This window comes from Glutamicibacter protophormiae (genome assembly GCF_014647495.1).
GTDB classification, from domain to species: Bacteria; Actinomycetota; Actinomycetes; order Actinomycetales; family Micrococcaceae; genus Glutamicibacter; species Glutamicibacter protophormiae.
In genome coordinates this window covers 325,257-349,536 of the sequence record NZ_BMPH01000001.1, presented here as the reverse complement: position 1 = coordinate 349,536, position 24,280 = coordinate 325,257, and the positions used below count along the sequence as shown (strand labels likewise).

General features: G+C 67.2%; 22 protein-coding genes. 8 read left to right on the top strand and 14 right to left on the bottom strand.

Annotation, left to right across the window (positions count from 1 at the left end):
• Positions 1 to 2 precede the first annotated feature (2 nt).
• The 6 genes from IEY43_RS01610 to IEY43_RS01585 all read right to left on the bottom strand — a co-directional run bounded on the left by IEY43_RS01610 (position 3) and on the right by IEY43_RS01585 (position 7,235).
• Positions 3 to 674: a lysophospholipid acyltransferase family protein gene (locus IEY43_RS01610; RefSeq protein ID WP_188946823.1), complete on the bottom strand. Its 672-nt coding sequence runs from the start codon at positions 672 to 674 to the stop codon at positions 3 to 5.
• Positions 675 to 1,376 (bottom strand): HAD hydrolase-like protein, encoded by a 702-nt coding sequence (locus tag IEY43_RS01605; RefSeq protein WP_229777231.1) that lies wholly within the window; start codon positions 1,374 to 1,376, stop codon positions 675 to 677.
• 108 nt (positions 1,377 to 1,484) lie between these two features.
• A complete protein-coding gene (gene uvrA, locus IEY43_RS01600; protein WP_188946822.1) occupies positions 1,485 to 4,355 on the bottom strand; it encodes an excinuclease ABC subunit UvrA in 2,871 nt (956 codons plus the stop codon).
• A gap of 123 nt (positions 4,356 to 4,478) precedes the next feature.
• The gene (locus IEY43_RS01595) at positions 4,479 to 5,177 is read right to left on the bottom strand and encodes a phosphatase PAP2 family protein (protein WP_188946821.1); all 699 of its coding nucleotides are present in this window, start codon (positions 5,175 to 5,177) and stop codon (positions 4,479 to 4,481) included.
• Positions 5,178 to 5,237: 60 nt separating this feature from the next.
• Positions 5,238 to 6,746 carry a PQQ-binding-like beta-propeller repeat protein gene (locus IEY43_RS01590; RefSeq protein WP_188946820.1) on the bottom strand — a complete coding sequence of 503 codons (1,509 nt, stop codon included), beginning with the start codon at positions 6,744 to 6,746 and terminating at the stop codon, positions 5,238 to 5,240.
• 111 nt (positions 6,747 to 6,857) lie between these two features.
• Positions 6,858 to 7,235: a GntR family transcriptional regulator gene (locus IEY43_RS01585; RefSeq protein WP_188946819.1), complete on the bottom strand. Its 378-nt coding sequence runs from the start codon at positions 7,233 to 7,235 to the stop codon at positions 6,858 to 6,860.
• A 78-nt stretch (positions 7,236 to 7,313) separates the two neighbouring features.
• Here IEY43_RS01585 and IEY43_RS01580 point away from each other — a divergent pair, with 78 nt between their 5' ends.
• Positions 7,314 to 7,967 (top strand): MBL fold metallo-hydrolase, encoded by a 654-nt coding sequence (locus tag IEY43_RS01580; protein ID WP_188946818.1) that lies wholly within the window; start codon positions 7,314 to 7,316, stop codon positions 7,965 to 7,967.
• Positions 7,968 to 7,985: 18 nt separating this feature from the next.
• On the opposite strand, the gene IEY43_RS01575 is transcribed toward IEY43_RS01580, so the two are convergent.
• A complete protein-coding gene (locus IEY43_RS01575) occupies positions 7,986 to 8,465 on the bottom strand; it encodes a GNAT family N-acetyltransferase (RefSeq protein WP_188946817.1) in 480 nt (159 codons plus the stop codon).
• A 70-nt stretch (positions 8,466 to 8,535) separates the two neighbouring features.
• Positions 8,536 to 9,327, bottom strand: a complete 792-nt coding sequence (locus IEY43_RS01570) for a trans-aconitate 2-methyltransferase (RefSeq protein ID WP_188946816.1) — start codon at positions 9,325 to 9,327, stop codon at positions 8,536 to 8,538.
• A gap of 76 nt (positions 9,328 to 9,403) precedes the next feature.
• Between IEY43_RS01570 and IEY43_RS01565 the strand changes: the two genes are divergently transcribed.
• From IEY43_RS01565 to IEY43_RS01545, 5 genes are all read left to right on the top strand, one after another.
• The gene (locus IEY43_RS01565) at positions 9,404 to 11,938 is read left to right on the top strand and encodes a DEAD/DEAH box helicase (protein ID WP_188946815.1); all 2,535 of its coding nucleotides are present in this window, start codon (positions 9,404 to 9,406) and stop codon (positions 11,936 to 11,938) included.
• Between the two features lie 84 nt (positions 11,939 to 12,022).
• Complete coding sequence (locus IEY43_RS01560) at positions 12,023 to 12,214, top strand: hypothetical protein (protein WP_188946814.1); 192 nt, start codon at positions 12,023 to 12,025, stop codon at positions 12,212 to 12,214.
• An 85-nt stretch (positions 12,215 to 12,299) separates the two neighbouring features.
• Positions 12,300 to 13,382, top strand: a complete 1,083-nt coding sequence (locus IEY43_RS01555; protein ID WP_188946813.1) for a hypothetical protein — start codon at positions 12,300 to 12,302, stop codon at positions 13,380 to 13,382.
• A gap of 149 nt (positions 13,383 to 13,531) precedes the next feature.
• Positions 13,532 to 14,404, top strand: a complete 873-nt coding sequence (locus tag IEY43_RS01550) for a hypothetical protein (RefSeq protein WP_188946812.1) — start codon at positions 13,532 to 13,534, stop codon at positions 14,402 to 14,404.
• A gap of 78 nt (positions 14,405 to 14,482) precedes the next feature.
• Positions 14,483 to 15,508, top strand: coding sequence for a M12 family metallopeptidase (locus IEY43_RS01545; RefSeq protein ID WP_188946811.1), 1,026 nt, complete (start codon positions 14,483 to 14,485; stop codon positions 15,506 to 15,508).
• Positions 15,509 to 15,569: 61 nt separating this feature from the next.
• Here the strand turns inward: IEY43_RS01545 and IEY43_RS01540 are convergent, their stop codons facing one another.
• The 3 genes from IEY43_RS01540 to IEY43_RS01530 form a co-directional block, all read right to left on the bottom strand.
• Positions 15,570 to 16,229, bottom strand: coding sequence for a DUF2278 family protein (locus IEY43_RS01540; RefSeq protein WP_188946810.1), 660 nt, complete (start codon positions 16,227 to 16,229; stop codon positions 15,570 to 15,572).
• Positions 16,230 to 16,254: 25 nt separating this feature from the next.
• Positions 16,255 to 17,409, bottom strand: a complete 1,155-nt coding sequence (locus IEY43_RS01535; protein WP_188946809.1) for a hypothetical protein — start codon at positions 17,407 to 17,409, stop codon at positions 16,255 to 16,257.
• Between the two features lie 241 nt (positions 17,410 to 17,650).
• Positions 17,651 to 18,427, bottom strand: a complete 777-nt coding sequence (locus tag IEY43_RS01530) for a metal-dependent hydrolase (protein WP_229777216.1) — start codon at positions 18,425 to 18,427, stop codon at positions 17,651 to 17,653.
• 38 nt (positions 18,428 to 18,465) lie between these two features.
• On the opposite strand from IEY43_RS01530, the gene IEY43_RS01525 reads away from it, so the two are divergent.
• Together IEY43_RS01525 and IEY43_RS01520 are read left to right on the top strand one after the other, a co-directional pair.
• The gene (locus IEY43_RS01525) at positions 18,466 to 18,957 is read left to right on the top strand and encodes a GNAT family N-acetyltransferase (RefSeq protein ID WP_188946808.1); all 492 of its coding nucleotides are present in this window, start codon (positions 18,466 to 18,468) and stop codon (positions 18,955 to 18,957) included.
• Positions 18,954 to 20,249 carry an alpha/beta fold hydrolase gene (locus IEY43_RS01520; RefSeq protein ID WP_188946807.1) on the top strand — a complete coding sequence of 432 codons (1,296 nt, stop codon included), beginning with the start codon at positions 18,954 to 18,956 and terminating at the stop codon, positions 20,247 to 20,249. The genes IEY43_RS01525 and IEY43_RS01520 overlap by 4 nt, the downstream gene beginning before the upstream one ends.
• Positions 20,250 to 20,273: 24 nt before the next feature.
• On the opposite strand, the gene IEY43_RS01515 is transcribed toward IEY43_RS01520, so the two are convergent.
• The 3 genes from IEY43_RS01515 to uvrB all read right to left on the bottom strand — a co-directional run bounded on the left by IEY43_RS01515 (position 20,274) and on the right by uvrB (position 24,273).
• Positions 20,274 to 20,726 carry a MarR family winged helix-turn-helix transcriptional regulator gene (locus IEY43_RS01515; protein ID WP_188946806.1) on the bottom strand — a complete coding sequence of 151 codons (453 nt, stop codon included), beginning with the start codon at positions 20,724 to 20,726 and terminating at the stop codon, positions 20,274 to 20,276.
• Positions 20,727 to 20,832: 106 nt separating this feature from the next.
• Positions 20,833 to 21,903, bottom strand: a complete 1,071-nt coding sequence (locus IEY43_RS01510; RefSeq protein WP_188946805.1) for a TerC/Alx family metal homeostasis membrane protein — start codon at positions 21,901 to 21,903, stop codon at positions 20,833 to 20,835.
• Between the two features lie 282 nt (positions 21,904 to 22,185).
• Positions 22,186 to 24,273 carry an excinuclease ABC subunit UvrB gene (uvrB, locus tag IEY43_RS01505; RefSeq protein WP_188946804.1) on the bottom strand — a complete coding sequence of 696 codons (2,088 nt, stop codon included), beginning with the start codon at positions 24,271 to 24,273 and terminating at the stop codon, positions 22,186 to 22,188.
• Positions 24,274 to 24,280 lie beyond the last annotated feature (7 nt).

Here is a 24,280-nt window from a genome sequence, read left to right as displayed (position 1 = left end):
GCTTACTTCGCGTCCGGCGGCAGCTGGTTGTAGGAGTCCACGCGCTCCTGCCCGGAGAGCTCGGCGATCGCGTCGACGATCCGGTCGGTCGCCAGCCGGCGCTGCGGCAGCGGGTGCTTGCGTCCGAGCTTGTCGAAGTACAGCGGCTGCCCGTAGTGGATGTGGAACTTGGCCGGGCGGAAGCCCTTGGTTCCGGCCGGCTGCAGCTTCTCGGTGCCGATCAGCCCGACCGGGACCACCGGCACGCCGGTGGTCAGCGCCAGCCAGCCCACGCCGGTGCGGCCGCGGTACAGCTTGCCGTCGCGCGAGCGGGTGCCTTCGGGGTAGATGCCGATGCCGGAGCCGCCCTCGATGATCTCCACCAGCGAATCCAGGGCCGCCACGGAGGCGGCCTGCTCGCCGCGCTGCACCGGGATGGAGCCCACGGACTCGAAGAACGACTTCATCAGCTTGCCCTTGACGCCGGGGGTGGTGAAGTACTCGGCCTTCGCGAAGAACGCGACATCGCGCGGCGTCAGCGCCTGGATGATCAGCGAGTCGAAGAAGGACAGGTGGTTGGAGGCGACGATGAAGCCGCCCTGTCTGGGCACGTTCTCCAAGCCGGTGACCTCGGCGCGGCAGATGCCGTGGATGATGCCGCGGATCGAGGATCGCGTCATGGTGTAGATGCTCATCTACTGTGCACCTTCCTGCATCGGTTTTTCAAAGTTCAATTCGGCCGCGGCGCGTTCTCCCAGCAGCAGCTGGGCCAGCTCGGCCGCGGTGGCAACGCGGTAGTCGGCGGCGTCGAGCTCGTCGCCCTGGGCAAAGCCCCAGCGCACGCCGATGGATGTGACACCATTCGCGCGTGCCGCGTCCAGGTCGTAGTGCCGGTCCCCCACCACCACGCTGCGCGCGGGATCGAGACCAGCATGCTCCAGCGCGGCGGCCACGATGTGCGCCTTGCTCGAACCGTGGGATCCACCCTCGCCGGTGTTCCCGTGCACCGCGTCCAGGCTGCCGTCCAGGTCTTGCGCCGCGATCAGTTCGCGGGCGATCGGCAGAGGCTTGGCCGTGGCCACCGCGGTGTGGATGCCGGCGGCCTGCAAGGCACCCAGCAGCGTCCGCAGACCCGGATAGACCTTGGACTGCCTCATGCCGACCTCGGCGTAGCGGGCCCGGTAGGCGGCGATAATCGAGTCGATGTTCTGCTCGGTGACCCCGTCGAGGGTGCGCAATCCGACCTGCAGCGGCGGGCCGACCAGCGCTTCGATTTTTTCCTCTCCGGGATCCGTCAGTCCATGGGCCACGAGGGCATGGCGGATCCCCGAAGTTATGGAGCCTGCAGGGTCCACAAGGGTCCCGTCCAGATCAAAGAGCACGCTGGCAACCGACATATTCACTAGGACATCATCCCATGAAGCGGACGCGGGTAAACAATCCATAACTGAAATCGAATATACGCGCTCCCGCCGGCCGTGTGCGCCGGGCCCGGCGCGATCCGGCTAGAGGATTTCGGCCAGGAACCGCCCGGTGTGCGATGCGGCGACCTTCGCGACCTTTTCCGGGGTGCCGGTGGCCATGATGGTGCCGCCGCCGGAGCCGCCCTCCGGGCCCAGGTCGATGACCCAGTCCGCGGACTTGATGACGTCCAGGTTGTGCTCGATGGTCAGCACGGTGTTGCCCTTGTCCACGAGTCCCTGCAGCACCAGCAGCAGCTTGCGGATGTCCTCGAAGTGCAGGCCCGTGGTCGGCTCGTCCAGCACGTAGATGGAGCGGCCGTTGGAGCGCTTCTGCAGCTCCGCGGCCAGCTTCACGCGCTGCGCCTCGCCGCCGGAGAGCGTGGTGGCCGGCTGGCCCAGCCGGACGTAGCCCAGGCCGACGTCCACCAGGGTTTTCAGGTGGCGCGCGATCGGGGTGAAGGCGCTGAAGAATTCGGCGCCCTCGGCGATCGGCATGTCCAGCACGTCGGCGATGTTCTTGCCCTTGTACAGCACCTGCAGGGTTTCGCGGTTGTAGCGCGCCCCGTGGCAGACCTCGCAGGGCACGTAGACGTCCGGCAGGAAGTTCATCTCGATCTTCAGCGTGCCGTCGCCCGAGCAGGCCTCGCAGCGTCCGCCCTTGACGTTGAAGGAGAAGCGGCCCGGCTGGTAGCCGCGCAGCTTGGCCTCGTTGGTCTCCGCGAACAGCTTGCGGATGTTGTCGAAGACGCCGGTGTAGGTGGCCGGGTTGGAGCGCGGGGTGCGGCCGATCGGCGACTGGTCCACGTGGACCACCTTGTCCAGGTGCTCCAGGCCCTGCACGCGGGTGTGCCGGCCGGGGACCTGCTTGGCTCCGTTGAGCTTGTTCGCCAGCACCTTGTAGAGGATGTCGTTGACCAGGGTGGACTTGCCCGAGCCGGACACGCCGGTCACCGCGGTCAGCACGCCCAGCGGGAACTCGACGCTGACGTTTTGCAGGTTGTTCTCGCTCGCGCCCACGACCTTGAGCTTGCGGTCCTTGTCCACCTTGCGGCGCTTGGCAGGGATCTCGATCTGCCGGCGCCCGGAGAGGTAGTCGCCGGTCAGCGAACGGGTGTTTTCCTTCAGCCCCTCCACGGATCCGGAGTGCACCACTTCGCCGCCGTGCTCGCCGGCGCCCGGGCCGATGTCAACGATCCAGTCAGCCTCGGCAATGGTGTCCTCGTCGTGCTCCACCACGATCAGGGTGTTGCCCAGCGAGCGCAGGTGCAGCAGGGTCTCGATCAGCCGGCGGTTGTCGCGCTGGTGCAGGCCGATGGACGGCTCGTCGAGCACGTAGAGCACACCCACCAGGCCGGAGCCGATCTGGGTGGCCAGGCGGATGCGCTGGGCCTCGCCGCCGGACAGCGTGCCGGCCGCGCGTTCAAGCGTCAGGTATTCCAGGCCCACGTCCAGCAGGAACTTCATGCGGGCGCCGATTTCCTTCAGCACCTGCATCGCGATCTTCGCCTCGCGGTTGCTCAGTTCCAGGGTGGTCAGGAATTCGGCGGCGCTGCGCAGGTCCATGGCGGAGACCTCGGCGATGGACTTGCCGCCCACCAGCACCGACAGCGAGGCCGGGTTCAGCCGGGCGCCGCCGCAGGTCGGGCACGGGATCTGGCGCATGTACTGCTCGTAGCGGTCGCGCGCATGGTCGGATTCGGTCTCCTGGTGCTTGCGGTGCACGTAGGAGATCACGCCCTCGAAGCCGGTGGAGTACTTGCGTTCGCGGCCGAAGCGGTTCTTGTACTGCACCACGACCTTGTGGTCCTTGCCGTGCAGGATGGACTGGCGGGCGGCGGAGGGCAGGTCCTTCCAGCGGGTGTCCATGGTGAAGCCCAGGTCGTTGCCCAGGCCCTCGATCAGCCGGTTCCAGTATTCGGTGGTGGCCTTGCCCAGCGACCACGGGGCGATCGCTCCGTCGCTCAGCGTCACCTCGTCGTCCGGGACGATCAGGTGCTCGTCGACCTCCAGCTTGGTGCCGATGCCGGAACAGGCGGCGCAGGCGCCGAAGGGGTTGTTGAAGGAGAAGGTGCGCGGCTCGATCTCGTCGATGGCCAGCGGGTGCTCGTTCGGGCAGGCGAGGTTCTCGGAGAAGGAGCGGATGCGCTTCGGGTCGTCCTCGTCGAGGTCCACGAAGTCGGCCAGCACGCGGCCGTCGGCGATGCCCAGTGCGGTCTCGATGGAGTCGGTCAGCCGCTGGCGGACCTCCTCCTTGATCGCCAGGCGGTCGACGACCACCTCGATGGTGTGCTTGACCTGCTTGGCCAGCTTCGGCGGATCGGTCAGCTGGATGGTCTGCCCGTCCACGCGGGCGCGGGAGAAGCCCTTGGAGGAGAGCTCGGCGAACAGGTCCACGAATTCGCCCTTGCGGGCGCGGACCACCGGGGCGAGGATCTGGAATCGGGTGCGCTCGGGCAGCTCCATGAGCTGGTCCACGATCTGCTGCGGGGTCTGCTTGGAGATCGGCTCGCCGCATTCCGGGCAGTGCGGCCGGCCGACGCGCGCCCAGAGCAGGCGCATGTAGTCGTAGACCTCGGTAATGGTGCCGACGGTGGAGCGCGGGTTGCGGCTGGTGGACTTCTGGTCGATGGACACCGCCGGGGACAGGCCCTCGATGAAGTCCACGTCAGGCTTGTCGACCTGGCCCAGGAACATGCGCGCATAGGCAGAGAGCGACTCGACGTAGCGTCGCTGGCCCTCGGCGAAGATGGTGTCGAACGCGAGGGAGGACTTGCCGGAGCCGGACAGGCCGGTGAAGACGATCATCGCGTCGCGCGGCAGATCGATGTCCACGTTCTTCAGGTTGTGCTCGCGCGCGCCCTTCACGACCAGGCGCGTCAGATCGGTTTTTTTGCTCTCTGCAGTAATAGCCACGAAGCAATACTAATCGAAAATTGCTTCGAATGAGTGTGAACTCTGACGCAACTCACATGCAATTCGCCGAAGACCCGGAGTTCGACCGGCCGGCACCGCGCAGTCTCCCCCCGCCGGGCGGGCTCAGTGCCGGCCTGCCTGTCGCATCCACGGCACCGACGAGGGCAGGACCCGGCGCAGGCGCGGGAGCAGATGGACCGTTGCCAGCACCACCAGCAGGCCCAGGCCCAGGCCGAACAGCACGTCGTGCAGGTAGTGGGCGCCGACGCCCACCCGAGCCACGGCAATGAGCAGGGCCACGGCGGCCAGGTACCAGCGCAGCCGCACGACGGCCAGGGCGCAGGCGGCCGCGAACGCCGCCGCAAGCACCGAATGGTTCGAGGGCCAGGACCAGTCACCGTGCGGAGGGCAAGTTTCGGCGAGCGCCACGTGGATGCTCTGGCAGGGCCGCGCCTCGGTGAAGACCAGCTTGAGCGAGCTGCTTGCCGCGTAGGCGAGGAGCACCCCCACTCCGCCCAGCGCCAGCCTTGTCAACGCCGCCCGGTCCTTGAACCAGGACCACACGGCCAGCCCGGCCGTGAACAGGACCAGCAGCAGCAACGCCGTATCGACGAAGAAGACCGCCAGCAAGGTGAGCGCCGGGGAGGAATCGGCCGCCGCGGTGATCGCGGTGTACAGCTGTTTGCGGACCACGAAGGCCGGCAGGGACAGCGTCATGAGACCCAGTGCGATGAGTACCGGGAGAACAGGCCGCATCGAGGCGGCCCGCACGGATTCTGGAGTCATGAAACGCGATTCCAGGCCCGCTTTCTGGGAGGGCATGCCAGCAAATTTTCGGCCCGCTCCCAGAAAAACCTCCTGTCGCTTTGGCGTCCCGAGGCGCTACTGGCCGGGCATGCGGTACGCGACCATGCCGGTGCGCCCCGGGAGCACCGTGGTCTGCTGCTGGTCCTTGCCGGTGCGCCGGAACTCGGCGAACAGCGGCAACGTCTTCGTGTCCTTTTGCGTGTCGCGTGTACACGGTTGCACACTCTGTTGCACACTCAGGTAGGCCTTCTCAGCGTAGCCGTCAATGCGCCTGACTTCCACCGGTTCGCGATAGCTGGTGCACAATACCGTTTCGCCCAGAACCTGGGACAGTTCGAATTTTTCTCCGGTCGAACTGTCCACGGCGGCGTACCCGGAGGCCAACGGGGCGATGACGTATTTCCGGTCGCCGATGATCGTGTTGTTGGCTTCGGCCAGTTCCAGGGCCTTCTCGTAGCCGGGCAGCTCATGCGCCCAAAGCTCCCTGCCGGTGGCCGCCTCGATTCCGGCAACGTCCCATTCAAGGCCCGTGAGTGCTCCGCGCACACCGGTGGACGGATGTACCGTGGCCAACGCCTGGTGGAATCTGCAGGTGACGAAGGTGCTGCGTGTCTGCGCCGGGCGGGTCTCGATGATTCCGGAGCAGTTCTGATCAGCGCCGGGCAACGCCCACCGGCGGTGTCCGGTGGCCGGGTCGATCCCGACCATCATGGCGTCCTTGTTCCAGTCCTGCACGTAGGCATCGCCCTCGGGGTGGTACTGGTAGTCCATCCTGGAACCACGGCCGACGAAGATCTGCTGCGGTTCCTCGAACGTGGTCCACTCCCAGCCGTTGTCCGTGGAGTAGTACGAGTCGAAGACCTGTGCGTAGGGCACGCTCCACAGGATCTTGCCGTCCCGCGCGTAGCTGAGCATTTCCTCCCCCGGCCCGCGCTGCGAGGTCGACGAGAGGCCCTCGCCGATGAATCGGTCGTCCGGATTCTTTTTCGGTGTGGGAAGGTCGTCTCCGGCGATCTGGTTCCAGCGGCCCTGCGCCGCGTCGTAGCGCAAATTCACCGGTTCACCGGACTTCGTATCGCCGTCGACGCACCACGACCCGTCGCATTCACCAGGCCGGGTGGTTCTGAAGTCAATGGCAGCGCTTGCCGAGGCATCCTTCCCGGTGGCAAGGTCGATGACCGCCAGACGTTCGGTGGTTCCCTTCACTGCTTCGATGAATGCCGCCGTTCGGATTCCGTTGAGCTCTATGACCGGCAGCGTCATCTTCATGCCTCCGGGGTTGTGCCCCATTGATGCCTCGCGCTTCCAGCGCAGCGATCCGTCCGCGAGTTCGCGGGCCACCAGCGTCAGCCCGCCCCCGCGTTCCACATAGGCGATGGCCAAACCGAGCTGCTCCTCAACCTGGATTTCCGAGACCAGGTTCTCCTTGCTGGTCCAGGCAGTGGAGACCGGTTGCGTGCCGCGGTCGGGCTCCGGTTGTTCGGGCTGCGTCGGCGGTGCGGTGCATCCGGCCAGCAGGCCGAGCAGCACGCAGGCCGCGACGGCGGCTGGCAGTTTCAAGCGGTTTTCGGTTCGGTGGTTCATGGTGTGCTCCCGAATCTTCCGTTGGGTCGATTCGCACAGCCTATGAGCCGCTGAAAATTCCGTGGACGGTTTTCCACAGGCCTGGCTGCAGTTCTTTGCGCGCCCCGGGAATTATTTGGGAAGCGAGCTGAAGGCGGCGCGCAGGTACTTCACCGCGGTCTCTTCGTCCACGGACCACATCTGCGCGATCCGCGCCAGATCCGCGGCGGCGTCGCTGACTTCCTGCTCCCCGCGGTCCTCCGCCGCCTGGACCACCGTTCCGTGCCGGCCGCGGGTCGCCACCGCGCCCTGGAGCTCAAGTTCCTTGTAGACCTTGGCGACCGTGTTCACCGCAAGGCCCAGCGTTCCGGCGAGCGCTCGCACCGACGGCAGCTTGGTTCCCGGGGCGAGCCTGCCTTCGGAGATGGCCGTCAATATCTGCTCGCGGACCTGCTGATAGGGAGCTACCGTCGATTTCGCATCGAGGCTGACAAAATCCAGGTCGGTCATGCAACGCTCCGTTTCATAGATTGGATATCTATTCCGAGCCTATCGTGCGCGCACCGGGATTCCCCGTAGTCTGGGGATATGAATGAACTTCTTCTCGACGATGTAAGCATCCGCTGGATCTCCGTATCCGAGATGGCCAACAACGTGTACCTGATCACCGACAAGGCCAGCGGCAAGCAGCTGCTGGTTGACGCGGCCGATGATTTCCCCGCCATTGAAGAGTTGATCTCGGCTGCATCGGACGACGGCCCGAACCCGGAGATTGTTGCCATCGCGACAACCCACCAGCATTGGGACCATGTGCGGGCCTTGGCCGCGGCAGTCGAGAAGTACCCGGTCACCACCTACGCGGGTGCCGACGACATGCAGGGCATCGCGGACGAGTCGGGGGTGAAGATCAGCCATCCGCTCTCCCACGGCGACAAGATCCAGCTGGGCGACGTGGTGATCGAGGCGATCCACCTACGCGGGCACACTCCGGGATCCATCGCCTATGCGCTGGTCGATTCCTCCGGCCAGCCGGTCATCCTCAGCGGCGACAGCCTGTTCCCCGGCGGGGTGGGCAACACTTGGAAGGATCCGCAGCGTTTCAGCTCGCTGATCACCGATGTCGCCGAACGCATCTTCGGCCGCTTCCCCGACCAGACCAAGGTCTTCCCCGGCCATGGCGGCACCACGGATCTGGGCACCGAGCGTCCGCACCTTGATGAGTGGCGCGCACGCGGCTGGTAGCAGCCCATCGCCGGGCGGCTATCGGGCCGGAGGCAGCTCTTGGTAGTACAGCAGCATGCGCCATGCGCTGTCCGGCTCGCGGTTGGCGAAGCCATAGCGTTCGTAGAAGCGCCGAGCGCCGGTATCGTCCTCGTCCACGTTGATGTGCAGCTCCAGGCTGCCGCGCCGTTGCAGTTCCAGCAGCAGGCAGCGCATGATGGCCGAGCCGAGGCCGCACCCGCGCAATGCTGGTTGCACGTATAGCTCGTCGAGCGCGGCCAGCGGCCCGTCGAAATAGATGGTGGGCCGCAAGGTGACCAGCGCGTGCCCCACGAGGCCGCGCCCGGCGCCGGCGGCAACGGCAAAACACCGATCTCCGGCCAGCATGGCCTCCAAACGCCGTGCGAGCACCGGAACCGGCGGGCACGGCGCATCGAATTCCCGGTTGAAGTCGGCCTGCAGCCGGGCCAGCTCCAGGCTGTGCTCCGGTGCCGCAACGAAGGCGTCGTACTCGTCCATGCATGCAGTTTGCCCCGTCCGGGCCGGCCGGGCCAGAGCCAAAAGCCCCGGGACGGCAAGGACGCGCATGTCAGCCGAGCTTGCGCCCGATCATGAAGATCCGGCGGAACGGGAAGTTGGTGACCTTGGTGCCGTCCGGGCCGGTGAACGAGGGATAGTGCGCGGAAATCTGCACGCGGTAGTCGTCCTCGAACTTCCGGTAGTCCTCGGCGTCCAGGGCGGCTTTCACCGGCAGCAGCGCGGTGCCGCGCACCCAGTCGAGGATCGGATCCTCGCCGACCATCACCTGGTGGTAGGTCGTTTCCCAGACGTTCGCCTGATACCCGGCCTGCAGCAGCAGGCGCTGGTACTCCTCGGGCTCCCCGACCACGTCGTCATGGCGCAGCACCCCGGACAGCTTCTGCGCCCACGCGGCGCCGTCAGCAACCTGGCGCATCACCGCGTGGGACGGCGAGCCGAAGTTCCCGGGAACCTGGATGGCGACATGGGCCCCGGGCTTCAGCTCATCCAGCCAGCCGGCCAGCAGCTCCCGATGACCGGGCAGCCACTGCAGCATGGCGTTGGAGAACAGCAGGTCCGTGTCCGGCTCCGGATGCCAGTGCAGCGCATCGGCCAGCTCGAATCCCAGATTCGGCTCGTGCTCGCTGCGCGAGGCCTGCCGGATCATTTCGGGAGAGGAGTCCAGCCCGGTGACCTGCGCCTGCGGCCAGCGCCGCGCCAGCAGCCGGGTCATGTTCCCCGGGCCGCAGCCCAGGTCCACCACCTTCGAAGGCTCCAGCTGGCCCAGCTGGCCGAGCAGGTCCGTGTAGGGGCGGCCGCGGTAGTCGGCGAATTCGGTGTACTTTCTCGGATCCCACTTCATAATCCAGAGCATATTCGCGCGGCGCGTGATCGCCTAGGGTCTGGTCACAGTTCGCAAAGGATAGGCTTGGAACATCATGTTGCTCACCGATTACCTGCCCGCAGACCCAAATAACGTATCCGACGACGAAATCTACGAGGCCTTCGGCCGCTGGGTGTCCACCCGCGGCATCGATTTGTACCCGGCCCAGGACGAGGCCTCCATGGCCCTGGCCGGCGGCAGCAATGTCATCCTGGCCACCCCGACGGGATCGGGCAAGTCCCTGGTGGCGATCGCCGCGCACTTCTACGCCATGGCCCGCGACCAGATCAGCTTCTACACCGCGCCGATCAAGGCGCTGGTTTCGGAGAAGTTCTTCGATTTGTGCAAGATCTTCGGCGCGGAGAACGTCGGCATGGTCACCGGCGACTCCTCGGTGAACGCCGACGCCCCGATCATCTGCTGCACCGCGGAAATCCTGGCGAACATCGCCCTGCGCGAGGGCTCGCGGGCCGACGTGGGCTGCGTGATCATGGACGAATTCCACTTCTACGCCGACCCGCAGCGCGGCTGGGCCTGGCAGGTGCCGCTGATCGAGCTGCCGCAGGCGCAGTTCCTGCTCATGAGCGCCACCCTGGGCGACGTGAGCCGCTTCGAGAAGGAGCTGGAAGAGCGCACCGGCAAGACCACCGTCACCGTGGCACACACCCAGCGCCCGATCCCGCTGCACTTCTACTACTCCATGGACCCGGTGCAGGAAGCCGTGGAGGAACTGATCAAGACCCAGCAGGTGCCGATCTACATCGTGCACTTCTCCCAGCTGGACGCGATCGACCGGGCCACCGGGCTGATGAGCATCAACGTGGCCACCCGCGAGGAAAAGGACCGCATCTCCGAGCTGATCGCCGGGTTCCGCTTCGCGGCCGGCTTCGGCAAGACGCTGAACCGGCTGGTGCGCCACGGCATCGGCGTGCACCACGCCGGCATGCTGCCCAAGTACCGCCGCCTGGTCGAGCAGCTGGCGCAGGCCGGGCTGCTGAAGGTCATCTGCGGCACCGACACCCTGGGCGTGGGCATCAACGTGCCGATCCGCACCGTGGTGATCACCGCGCTGTCCAAGTTCGACGGCACCCGCACCCGCACCCTGAATGCCCGCGAGTTCCACCAGATCGCCGGACGCGCCGGACGTGCGGGCTTCGACACCGCCGGCACCGTGCTGGTGCAGGCCCCGGAGCACGCGATCGAGAACCACAAGGCCATGGAAAAGGCCATGAAGAAGCACGGCGAGGGCTCGGCCAAGCTCAAGCAGATCCCCAAGAAGAAGCCGCCGCAGGGCTTCGTGACCTGGGGCGAGAAGACCTTCGAGAAGATCGTGGACGCGCCCCCGGAGACGCTGAAGTCCTCCTTCCAGGTCTCGCACTCGATGCTGCTGAACCTGCTGGAGCGCGAGGACAACGCGTTCGAGGCCGCCGTGCGCCTGCTCACCGAGAACCACGAGACCCCTGCCGCGCAGCGCAAGCTGAAACTGCGCGCCATCGGCATTCTGCGCGAGCTGATCGCCACCGGCGTGGTGGTCCGCCGGCAGGAGCCCGACCAGTACGGCAACTACTACGAGCTGACCGTGCACCTGCAGCAGAACTTCGCGCTGAACCAGCCGCTGTCCCCGTTCGCGCTGGCCGCCCTGGAGCTGCTGGACCCGGATTCGGGAAGCTACGCGCTGGACGTGGTCTCCACCATCGAGGCGACCCTGGAAAAGCCGCGCCAGGTGCTCTCCGGGCAGGAGAAGAAGGCGCGCGGCGAGGCGATCGCCGCGATGAAGGCCGAGGGGATGGACTACGACGCGCGCATGACCGCGCTGGAGGACGTCACCTACCCGATGCCGCTGGCCGACAAGCTGGAAGCCGCGTTCGAGCAGTACCGCGCCGGCGCTCCGTGGCTGGCGGACTTCGAGCTGCAGCCCAAATCCGTGGTGCGCGACATGTACGAGCGCGCCATGGGCTTCTCCGACTTCGTGCAGTACTACCAGCTGGCCCGCTCCGAGGGCGTGCTGCTGCGCTACCTCACCGACGCCTACAAGGCGCTGCGCCAGAGCGTGCCGCAGGATGCGCTGCGCGAGGACCTGGAGGACCTGATCGAGTGGCTGGGCGAGATGATCCGCCAGATCGACTCCTCGCTGCTGGACGAGTGGGAGGAGCTCTCCCGCGGCGAGCTGCACGACGAGTCGCAGGAGATCACCCCGCCGGCCCCGGAAAAGCTCACCGACAATGTGCGCGCCTTCCGCGTGATGGTCCGCAACGAGATGTTCCGCCGCGTGAAGCTCTTCGCCGACGAGCAGGACAAGGCGCTGGGCGAGCTCGACGAGCACAACGGCTTCAACGCGGACACCTGGGCCGACGCCATGGACGACTACTTCGAGGAACACGAGGACATCGACGACGGCCCGACCGGGCGCAGCTCCAAGCTGTTCATCGTCAAGGAGCGGCCCGGACGCCTCTGGGAGGTCCGGCAGATCTTCGCGGACCCGCAGGAGAACCACGACTGGGGCATCAACGCCACGATCTCGCTGGACGACTCGGACGAGGCCGGCGAGCCGGTGGTCACGGTGACCGCGGTGGGGCGCCTGGACTCCTGACCCCTTCGCACCTGCGTGCCCTCCCGGCCCGCGGCGGCGCCAGCAGCTCTGGCCTTGCCGCGGGCCGTGCCATAGGATGTGGCCATGAACGGTCCGCGGCTGCGCCTGTGCGGCGCCCTGATCCTGTTGCCGACCCTGGTGCTGCTGCTCAGCGGCTGGTCGGTGCTCTTCTCCGCCGAAGGCGCGGTGGCCACCATCGTGCAGTTCTCCCTGCTGGCCGCGGGCCTGGCCCTGGTGTACCGCGGCGAGAATCCCCCGGCCCCAGCCGGCGGGTAATGCTCCGGTAACGCCCCGACGTCCATCCTTTGTCTGAGCACCGTGCCGAGCCTGCACGGTGCGCGGCACCGCAAAGGAGCACCCCATGGCATTGCTGAGCCTGCAGCCGGCCGAGCCGGCCACGCTGCATTCGCTGCCTCCCACCCTCGACCTGGAGGCCCTGCGCCCGCACCTGGTCAACCTCTCCAACGGGCAGTTCTCCGACGACGGCGCCCTGGTCACCAGCGCCGAGGACGTGGACGCGATCTTCGCCGAGCACCTGCCGCGCTACATGGACCAGCACCAGGGCCCGCTACGGCTGCTCTTCTGGGCCCACGGCGGGCTGGTCAGCGAGGCGCGCGGCATCATCGGCGCCGCCCGCATGCTGCCGCACTGGCTGGAACACGGCATCTACCCGCTGTTCTTCATCTGGGAGACCGGGCTGCTCGACGCCCTGTGCTCGCTGATGCCGCGCAGCGGCGCCCGCGAGCTGCAGGAGCAACAGCAGGCCCGGGCCCGCAACCTCGTCGAGGACCTCTGGGCGGCCGGGGTCGAGCGGGCCGTGCGCCCGCTGGGCCAGAAGGTCTGGGCGCAGATGAAGGTCGGCGCCGACCAGGCGGTGGCCGTGGACGGCGGGGCCGCCTACGTGGCGCAGCGGCTGGCCGAATTCACCGCCCGGAATCCCGGCGCCGTGCAGGTGCACGCGGCCGGGCATTCGGCCGGCGCAATCTTCCATTCCAGGTTCCTGCCGCTGTACCTGCAGCACGGCTCGGGCACCGGCGTCAGCTCGCTGAACCTGCTGGCCGCGGCCCTGAGCATCGCTGACTTCAACCGGCTGCTGCGACCGCTGGTCGGCACCCCGCAGGGCATCGAGCACCTGCACCTGTTCGGCCTGCACCGGCAGCTGGAAGAAGATGACAGCGTGCTGTGGCTCTACCCGCGATCGCTGCTCTGCCTGATCAGCGCCGCGCTGGAACCAGAACGCGGCATCGGGCTGCTCGGGCTGGAGCGCTCGGTCGCCGCGGACGCGGACCTGGCCGGTTTCCTGGGCGCCCCAGCGGCGGACGCCACCTGGTCCAAGACCGAGGTCGGCGCCCCCGGGCGCCGCTGCCTGGCCTCCGCCCACGGCACCTTCGACGAGGACCCCGCCACCTTGAACAGCGTCGTCTACCGGGTCGCCTCCGGATGATCCGGACGCGTAACGCAGGGGTAATAACCGGGTAACGACGCCCCGGCTACGCTGGAGCCTCCACGCGGCCGACGTGCCCGAACCCGGGCGGCCGACCCGGTATCCACCGGCGACGGCATGGGCGTTGGCCTCAGCATGAGGGGGAAATCATGGCGGACATCAATGAGGGGACCGATCTGGTCTTCGACCGGCTGCTTGCGGCCCGGCGCGAAGAGGTCGTCGCCCTGCAGAAGGCGCAGGCCGACCGGCTGGCCGACGTCGAGACGCGCGGGCAGCGCAGCCTGGCCGCGCTGCAGGACTCGCTGCCGGAGTCGCTGGCCTCCTACCTGGGCGGCGATTCCTCCGCGGAGGAGGCGGCGGCGAAGGATATGAAGTCCTGCGCGGCAACGCTGGCCGGGCAGGCGCCGCGCGAATCCACGGCGCTCTGCGCGGTCATGGGCAACGGGCCTTCCGCTGCGGCGGTGGGCTGGCTGACCCCGTACTACGGCACGCTGCACGGGTCCAACGGGGCCATCTCCTGGCAGGGCTACAACCCCGGCAACATCGACGCGTCCTGCTGGGCCAGCGGTGCCGGCTCGGGGCTGTTCGGCACCGGCGCCGGGTCGTTCACGCTGTACATGGACTGGTGGTTCAGCTTCCGCGCCCCGGAGAACCGCAATTACGCGCAGACCATCTACGTCCCGTTCAACGGCTTCTACATCGTGCGGGCGGACGACGGATGGTTCGACTCCAAGGAGGCGAAGGTCAACATCTCGATGACGGCCCGCGGCTACCAGTACAACTACAAGCCGGCCGGCAGCGTGAACGTGCTGTCGACCGGGGATGACAACATCAATGTCAACGACCGTTTCGACGGCTGGCGTACGATGTACTACTCGGACCTGCTCGGTGCGGACCAGGCCTACCTGCTGCTGTCCGTCGCGCTCTACGTCTACGCGCGCGGCGGAGGCTCGAACGCCCAGCTGAACTTCGCCGACGGCAACGCCAACTACCTCGGCGTTCCGCTCGTCTACGTCAGCTAGGCAGACCGCGCGCCGCACCGCCTCCGGCGCGGCGCGCCCCCTCGATACTCCGTGAAACCTGAATCCAGGGAGCAGGATATGAGCAATGAAAACCGGCCGCTGTGCCTGACCAAGCCGATCGTCCAACGCGAGCTTCCTCCCGGCCTGCCGGACCTGCGGATGCGCCTCATACGGGTGCTGTCCAAGGTCTGGGTCAACGAGACCGAGCTGCACTACTTCTTCATCGACGGGCCCGAGGCGCAGCGCGAAGCCGTGCGCAAGGCGTTCGCCGAGTGGAAAGCCCTGCCGCTGGGACTGAAGTTCACCGAGACCACCGACCGCGGCTCCTCGGAAATCCGCATCGCCTTCGACCAGGCCGACGGCTCGTGGTCCTATGTGGGCCGCGACCTGCTGGGCATTCCCGCCACCGAAACCACCATGAATTTCGGCTGGGACCTGACCGACGACTACGGCCACACCACCGCCCTGCACGAGATCGGGCACAGCCTGGGCCTGCCGCACGAGCACCAGAACCCGTTCTCCGGCATCGTGTGGGACGAGGACGCGGTCTACAAGTTCTTCACCGGGTCCCCGAATTTCTGGACCCGGGCGCAGACCGAGCAGAACGTGCTGCACAAGTTCAGCCAGCAGGAGGTGGACGGCTCCCCGTGGGACCCGAACTCCGTCATGGAGTACTGGTTCCCCGCGGGCCTGATCGTGCAGCCTGCCCAGTACTCCGGCGGCCTGGAACCGGCCGGAGGGCTCTCGGACCAGGACAAGGAATGGGCCAAGAAGTTCTACCCGGCTACCACGGCCGCCGTCACCGAGCTGAAGGCCTTCGAATCCAAGGTGCTGCAGCTGGCGGCCGGGCAGCAGGCGGACTTCGCCATCGTCCCGGAGGCCTCGCAGGACTGCACGATCGCCACCTTCGGCACGTCGGACATGGTGATGGTGCTCTTCGAGGACGACGGCGGTTCGCTGCGCTACCTGGGCGGCGACGACGACAGCGGCACCGGGCTGAACGCCCAGCTGACCACCCGGCTGCTGGCCGGGCGCCGCTACGTGGTGCGGCTGCGTTTGTACTGGGCCGGGGGCAACGGCACCTCCAGCATCATGTACTGGTAGCCGCTCGCGGCCGCGTGCCCCGGACCGCCGGATCCCGGACGGTGCGGGGCATCTTCCTGCCCTAGGCCGGGCGGCCCTGCCCATCGGTCTTAAACGACTGGGTCTGGAACTTGTTCAGGAAGCCCAGCAGCCGCCCGTCGGGCTTGAGCACGATAGTGCCGCCGTCCTGCCAGATCCAGTTCTCCGCGTCGTGCCCGCCGCCTACCGGGTCGCCCTGGTTCTGGTGCACATTGTGCACTCCCAGACCGCTGGAGAAGGGTTCGCCGAACACGAAGAACCGGGCGCCGGCATCGATCACGTTTTCCAGTTCGGTCAGCGCCTGGAACCCGGTGCCGCTCTTCCACGGAGGATTCCAGCGCAGCCATGCCAGCAGCCGGTTCAGGCAGCTCGAGTAGCGCAGCAGGTGGATGAGGGCCGGCGGGTGCAGCACCGCGGAGCGGATGTAGTCCAGCGCCCCGGTGGACGGTTCGGAGGCCAGCGGGTGCCAGCCGTCGGGCAGGGAGGAAATCGCCGCGAAGTCCAGCGTGCGCAGCGACACGGTGCGCCACTGGACGCCGTCGGGCATGTTCTTCGGATCCACGTCGATGGCGCACTTGTAGTTGCCTGCCGGCGCGTGGATCACCAGGTTGCCGTGGTAGTAGCGCCCGAAGTCATCGGGCGGGTCGCGGTAGTAGTCGTGCAGGGTCCCGATCAGCACCCCGTACCCGTTGGCCAGTGGCATGTCCTTGTCCTTTCCCCGACGCCGCTCATTCGTTCGGCGCTTCCACCACTTCGCCGACCTGGTCCTGCACGCGCTTGGCCTGCTGGTCGACCATCACGGTGAACAGCTGCTGGGCGGCGCCGAAGATCACCGCCCAGGCCAGGATCTGCGGGGCGCTGTCCAGGTCGGAAAGCCCCGGGAAGAATCCGCCGCGGATCAGCAGCAGCCCGAACACCGCGATCAGCGCCCCGAGCGGCAGCTTCAGCAGGGCCATGGCGATGGCCAGGTTGAACGGTGTCGCGGTGCCGCCGACGCTGCGGAAGGACCCGGCGGCCGTCACCGCCGCCCCGGCCATGCCCACCAGGAGCAGCAGGGAGATGTCGGTGGGACGCACGGCGCCGGCGATGACCTCGTCGCGCCGCTGTTCGCCGGAGGACACCTGGGCGGAGCTCTCGGTGTTCTCCGCGCCGCCGGCCGGCGCCGCGGATTGGCCCGCGGCGTAGGGGCTTTCCCTGGTGGGGCAGACCACGGTGCCCTGGCCCTGCGGGGTGAAGCAGATCGCCAGGTCCGTGGGGCGCACCGCGCCCCAGACGGCCAGGCCGGCGGCCAGCACCAGCAGGATCACTGTCCACGCGGTCAGCCCGCGGTGGAAGCTGAGCATCCGCGCGTACTCGCGCCGGTAGGACATGTTCGCCGCGGTGCCGGCGTTGATGATCTCCTCGCGCACGTGGCCGGAGGAGACCAGATCACGTTTGGCCTGCCCATTGGAGCCGAGCTTGTCCATGTCGCGCATGAGCTGTTCGAAGCCGATGCGCTGGGGGTCCTTGAGCCGCAGGTGGTTGCGCACGTCGGACTGGATCTTGGGCAGCTTGCCCAGCAGGTAGTCGGTGTCGCCGCGGCGCAGCATCAGGGATTCGGCGGCGTGCACGTGGGCCATGACGCTGCCGATCAGCGTGGTGCCCAGCATCATCTTGAACCTCGGCCGGGTCAGCCGCGCCTGCGCCGCGTCAAGGTGGTGCTTGATGGCCTGGTCCAGCTCGGCCGCGGCCGGCGGGGTCCCCGCGGGGTTCGCCGCGGTTGCCGGCAGCTGGGCGAGATACCGCGCCTCGTCCTGCCACGCGGTGAGGTCCGACACGGCGATCGGGAAACGGCGCTGGGCCATGTTGGCGATGAATTGCGGATGCGCGCCGGTGTTCGGCATGGCCGGTCCCTCGATTGCTGCCCGTGGTTCCACGGAAGGCGAAGCGGTACGAGCCGCCGGCGGCCCCGAACAGCGGGTCACCGGCGGGAAACAAGGAGCCTGCCGGACACGATCGCTGCAGGCCCACGGCGCCCGGACTGCCGGGGCGATGCGCCGGTTCCCGGGTAGGCCCAGTGTCCGCCGGGCCGCATTACACGGGCATTACCGGAATCGATCACCGGCCCGCAGCCCATGCCATGGGTCAGGCGACGATCAGCGCGACACCCACGTAGACGGTGAGCAGGGAGGCCAGGGCCCATTCGGCCGCGGATCCGGTTTCGGCAAGGATCGGCAGCGCGACCCGCCCGTTGGCCTTCCACACGCCGCCGATGACCGGCAGGCGCCGGAACCAGCGCGGGGAACGGATCTTGATCGGCCAGATCAGGTTGCATCCGCCGATGGTCAGCATGTCCCCCAGCACGTGCACCACGACGCCGACGGCGACCGCCACCAGGAACCACTGGTTTTCCGTCGGCGCGTTCATGCCGACGAACGCGCCGGCGGCCAGCGCGATGACCCAGCACAGGGCCGGGGGCATGAATTTCACCGACTTCACGGCGAAGGAGATCAGCAGCACCGCGAACAGCGCCGCGGCCGGGTACACGGTGCCCAGCGCCGCGGTCTGCACCGCCCAGCCGTTGGCCAGCCAGGCCAGCAGGATGAAGAACGCCATGCCGAGGATCGAGTGCGTGCCGTTGCGGTGCCCGCCGGAAACCTTGCCGATGATGCGGGTGAAGATGCTGGAGATGGGCGGCAGCGAACGGGCGATGGTGGCCCCGTGGTGGTCCGCGTCGGGCAGCAGTGCGGCGCCCGCACAAACGATCGCCCCGGCCAGCGTTTCCCACCGGTCCATCTGCAGGGCCCCGAAGCCGAGGTCTACGGAGCCGATGCTCACCGGAGTCGTCATTGCTAGCCATGCGGCTGCGCCGCTCATGGCGTGGTGTCCACCCATCATGGGTTCAACCTTAAGACTGGTCACCGACGAATTGGCGGCACGACGGCGGTAAGCTTGAGCACATGAGCAATGTGCGCGAAGCAACCCCTGCCGACTGCCCGCAGATTCTGGAACTGATCCACGAACTCGCAGTTTACGAGAAGGAGCCGGACGCGGTCCGCAACACCGTGCAGGACCTGGAAGACCACCTGTTCGGCGCGGACCCCAAGGTCTTCGCCCATGTGGCCGAGGACGACGCCGGCACCGTGATCGGCGTGGCCGTCTGGTACCTGACCTATTCCACCTGGGAGGGCCGCCACGGCATCCACCTGGAGGACCTGTATGTGCGCTCCGCCCGGCGCGGTTCGGGCACCGGCACCGCGCTGCTGCGCACCCTTGCGCAGATTTGCGTGCAACGCGGCTACAAGCGCCTTGAATGGGCGGTGCTGGACTGGAACGAGCCGGCCATCAAGTTCTACGATTCCATCGGCGCCTCCTCCATGGACGGCTGGACCACCCGCCGGCTGGACGGCGCCGAATTAACCGCCCTGGGCACCGAAGGAGCAGCACGATGAGCCACTACCGCGGCATGGACGTCACCGAGCACCGCGTCGAGGTCCCGCTGGACCATACGCGCCCGGCCGGCGAGAAGATCAGCGTGTTCGCCCGCGAGATCAGCACCGATTCCTCGCTGCCGTGGCTGCTGTTCCTGCAGGGCGGGCCGGGCGGAAAATCCCCGCGGCCCGGGTCCCTCTCCGGGTGGCTGGCCGAGGCGGTCAAGCACTTCCGCGTGCTGCTGCTGGACCAGCGCGGCACCGGGCTGTCCACCCCGGCCAACCGCCAGTCCCTGGCCTTGCGCGGCGACTTCGCCGCCCAGGCCCGCTACCTTGAGCATTTCCGCGCGGACTCGATCGTGCGCGATGCCGAGGCGCTGCGCGAGCAGCTGGGCATCGAGAAGTGGAGCACCCTGGGACAGAGCTACGGCGGGTTCTGCACGTTGACCTACCTGTCGCTGTTTCCGCAGTCCCTCGACCGTTGCCTGGTCACCGGCGGGCTGGCTTCGCTGGACGCCGAACCGCGCGAGGTCTACCGGGCGACCTACCAGCGCATGGCAGAGCGCAATGCCGAGTATTTCTCCTGGTACCCGCAGGATTTCGAGGTCCTGGGCAGGATCTACGAGCATGTGCGCCACGGCGGCGACGAAGTGCTGCCCAATGGCCAGCGCGTCACCGTCCCGCTGGTGCAGATGCTGGGCATGTACCTGGGCGGCAACAGCCGGGTGCACCTGCTGCACCACGTGTTCGAGGAAGCGTTCATCGACACCCCCGGCGGCCAGCGGCTGTCCGACACCTTCCTGGATGCGCTGTACACGCAGTCCTCCTTCGCCGCGAACCCCTTGTATGCGCTGATGCACGAGAGCATCTACGCCCAGGACGCGGCCACGAACTTCGCGGCCGAGGCCGTGCTGCCGGAATTCCCGCAGTTCACCGCGCACGCCAAGACCCCGCTGCTAACCGGGGAGATGATCTTCCGCTGGCACTTCGCCGAGGACCCGGCGCTGCGCCCGCTGGAGGACGTGGCCCGGATCCTGGCCGAGCACGAGCACTTCGGGCCGCTCTACGACGTCGAAGCGCTGGCCTCCAATACCGTGCCGGTGGCCGCGGCGGTCTACCACGACGACGTCTACGTTGATCGCGAGCTGTCGCTGCGCACCGCTTCGCAGGTGGCGAACCTGCAGGCCTGGGTGACCGAGGACTTCCACCACGATGGGCTGGGCGACGAGGGTCCGGCGATCTTCCGCCGGCTGCTGGCCATGACCAACGGCGAAGACCCGGAAGCCGCCGCGAAGGGCGATTCCGGGTCCTAGGCCTGGCCGGCGCGCCGGGGCCGCTCAGCGATCCAGCTGGGCGGCCAGTTCCTCGCACAGCTTCGCCAGCAGCGGCGCGGCCGTAGCCAGGACCTGCTGGTCGGCATCGGGCAGCGCCTGGATGCCTCCGGCGAGCGCCGTGTAGGCGCGCAGCCGGTAGGCTTCGACCTCTTCCCTGCCCTGCGCGGTCAGTTCGACCAGGCTCGCACGCCCGTCGTTGGGGTCGGGCCGGCGGGACACCATGTGGTCCTGCTCCAGCCGGATGACCAGTCCGGTCATCGTCGGCTGCGCGACACGCTGCTGGAGCGCAAGGTCCCCCACGCGTTGCGCCCCGTCGCGGTCCAAGCCGGAAAGCACTCTCCAGGCGGTGACCGATCGCCCCTGCCCTGCGGCATGCCCCAGCAGGCGGGAGAGCGTCCCGGAGGACACCGCGATCCACGAGGCGGTTTCGGTGGCGGAGGAGGGTGTGGTGCTCATGATGTGTACCCTAGCAGAATGCGTTAATGGTGGATTTCGGACAGCGAAAAGCCCGCCGCCACGGCCCTTGGCAGGCCGCCGGCGGCGGGCAGTTCACGTGATGAGGCTACTTGCTGCCGTTGGCCTCGGCCGCGGCCTTGGCCGCCGCGGCGATGGCCTCGGCTTCCTCGGCCTTCTCGGCGGCGCGGCGGCCCATCGGGGTCCACAGCGAGAGCACGGTGGCCACGACAATGGCACCGAGGATCACCAGCAGGGAGATGCCCACCGGAATATCCAGCCAAGCGAACTGGTGCAGGGGCTCGCCGCCGTTGATGAAAGGCACCTGGTTCTCATACAGCGCGTGGAAGACCAGCTTGACGCCGATGAAGGCCAGGATGAAGCTCAGTGCGTGCTTCAGGAAGACCAGTCGGTTCATCAAGCCGCCGAGCAGGAAGTACAGCTGGCGCAAGCCCATCAGGGCGAAGATGTTGGCGGTGAACACGATGAACGCTGACTGGGTCAGGCCGAAGATCGCGGGAATCGAGTCGAAGGCGAACAGCAGGTCGGTCATGCCGATGGTGATGAACACCAGCACCATCGGGGTGAACAGCTTCTTGCCGTCGACCACGGTGCGCATCTTGTTGCCGTCGAAGTTCTCGGAGATCGGCAACTTGCTGGTCAGCTTCTTGACCAGGCCGCTTTCCTCGTCCTCGTCGCCCTCGTCCTTGAGCTGGTTCCATGCGGTCCACAGCAGGAAGGCGCCGAAGATGTAGAAGACCCACGACCACTGCTCGATGATGGCCGCGCCGGCCACGATGAAGATCGCGCGCAGGATCAGCGCGATGATGATGCCGAACATCAGCACTTCCTGCTGGTACTTTCGCGGTACCGAGAAGCGGGCCATGATGATGATGAACACAAACAGGTTGTCAATGGACAACGCGTATTCGGTGACCCAGCCGGCGTAGAATTCCTGGCCGAGCTGCGGGCCGGCCTGCCACCAGAGCACGCCGCCGAAGACCAGGGCGAGGGCGACGTAGATGCCGACGAAAATGCCCGCTTCCTTCATGGAAGGAATGTGGGGGCGCTTGGTCACATAAAGTAGATCGGCGACGAGCACCGCGCACAGCACGATCAGTGCGATGATTTCAAATTGAAGTGTTAACCCGGAAATGCCCACGGAAGAGCGACCTTTCATTGCAGGGTATGGCTGATAATCGCAAGTCTCTCCGCCGGCCCCACCGCATGATGGCGGTGCGAAATTCGGCTGCTGCGCCCGGCGAATCCCCTTTGATTCGCGTGCTGACGTTCACAGCATTTGGGATACTCCCCTACGTCCAATCAACCATTGTAGCCCACAGCAAAATCACAGCCCCAGGCGGAGCATCCTGCACCCGGTCCGATGGCCGGGCGCGTGAAACCCCGTCCCGGCGGGGATTGCCGCGGGGACGGGGTGGCATTTCCGCGTACGCCGTGCCGGTCAGGCGTGCCCGGCGGCCTTCATCTGGCGCAATTCCTTCTTCAGCTCGGACACTTCATCGCGCAGCCTCGCGGCCAGCTCGAACTGCAGCTCCGCGGCGGCGGCATGCATCTGCCCGGTCATCTCCTCGATCTGGCCCAGCAGGTCCTCGGCCGGCGCAGCGGCCAGCCCGTCCTTGCGCACGGTCGACGATGCGGAGGTGCGCTTGCCGCCCTTGGCCAGGCGGTTGTTGTTCAGCAGCTCCTGGGTGTCCGCATCCTCGCGGGCCAGCTGGTCGGTGATGTCGGCGATCTTCTTGCGCAGCGGCGTCGGGTCGATGCCGTGCTTCTCGTTGTGCGCCCGCTGGATCTCTCGGCGGCGGTTGGTCTCCTCGATCGCCTGGCCCATCGCGTCGGTGATCTTGTCCGCGTACATGATGACCTGGCCCGACACGTTGCGGGCTGCGCGGCCGATGGTCTGGATCAGCGAGGTCGCCGAACGCAGGAAGCCCTGCTTGTCGGCATCCAGGATCGTCACCAGCGACACCTCGGGCAGGTCCAGGCCCTCGCGCAGCAGGTTGATGCCCACCAGCACGTCGAAGGATCCCATGCGCAATTCGCGCAGCAGCTCGACGCGGCGGATGGTGTCCACGTCAGAGTGCAGGTACTGCACCCGCACCTGGTGCTCGGTGAGGTAGTCGGTGAGGTCTTCGGCCATGCGCTTGGTCAGGGTGGTGACCAGCACGCGTTCGTCGCGGTCCACGCGGGTGCGGATCTCGTCCAGCAGGTCGTCGATCTGCCCCTTGGTGGGCTTGATGATGATCTCCGGGTCGATCAGGCCGGTCGGGCGGATGATCTGCTCCACGAAGCCGTCGGACTTGCCCAGCTCGTACTTGCCCGGGGTCGCGGACAGGTACACCGTCTGGCCGATGCGCTCCAGGAACTCGTCCCACTTCAGCGGGCGGTTGTCCATGGCGCTGGGCAGGCGGAAGCCGTGCTCCACCAAGGTGCGCTTGCGTGACATGTCGCCCTCGTACATGGCACCGATCTGCGGCACGGTGACGTGGGACTCGTCGATGACCAGCAGGAAGTCGTCCGGGAAGTAGTCCAGCAGGCAGTGCGGGGCGGAGCCGGCCTCGCGGCCGTCGATGTGCCGCGAGTAGTTCTCGATGCCGTTGCAGAAGCCCATCTGCTCCATCATTTCCAGGTCGTAGGTCGTGCGCATGCGCAGCCGCTGGGCCTCGACGAGCTTGTTCTGGCTCTCCAGCTCCTTCAGCCGCGCCGCCAGCTCGTCCTCGATGGTCTTGATCGCCTTGTGCATCCGCTCGGCGCCGGCCACATAGTGGCTGGCCGGGAAGATGTACATCTCGGTTTCCTCGCGGATCACCTCGCCGGTGACCGGGTGCAGCGTGTAGATCGCCTCCACCTCGTCGCCGAAGAACTCGATGCGCACCGCCTGCTCCTCATACATCGGGATGATCTCCACGGTGTCTCCGCGCACCCGGAAGGTGCCGCGGTGGAAGTCCATGTCGTTGCGGGTGTACTGCATGGCGACGAACTGGCGCAGCATCGCGTCGCGGTTCAGTTCCTCGCCCTGGCGCACGGTCACCATCCCGGCGACATATTCCTCCGGGGTGCCCAGGCCGTAGATGCAGGACACCGTGGCGACCACGATCGTGTCGCGGCGGGTGAGCAGCGAGTTGGTGGCCGAGTGGCGCAGCCGCTCGACCTCCTCGTTGATCGAGGAGTCCTTCTCGATGAAGGTATCGGTCTGCGGCACGTAGGCCTCGGGCTGGTAGTAGTCGTAGTAGGACACGAAGTACTCGACCGCGTTGTTCGGCATCAGCTCGCGGAACTCGTTGGCCAGCTGGGCGGCCAGGGTCTTGTTCTGCACCAGCACCAGTGTGGGGCGCTGCACCTGCTCGACCAGCCAGGCGGTCGTCGCGGACTTGCCGGTGCCGGTCGCGCCGAGCAGCACGATGTCCTTCTCACCGGCCTGGATCCGCTGCGTCAGCTCCGCGATGGCCTGCGGCTGGTCGCCGGCCGGCTCGTATTCGCTGATGACCTCGAAGGGGGCGACAACTCGTTTGATGGGCTGTGCAAGACTCATGCATCTA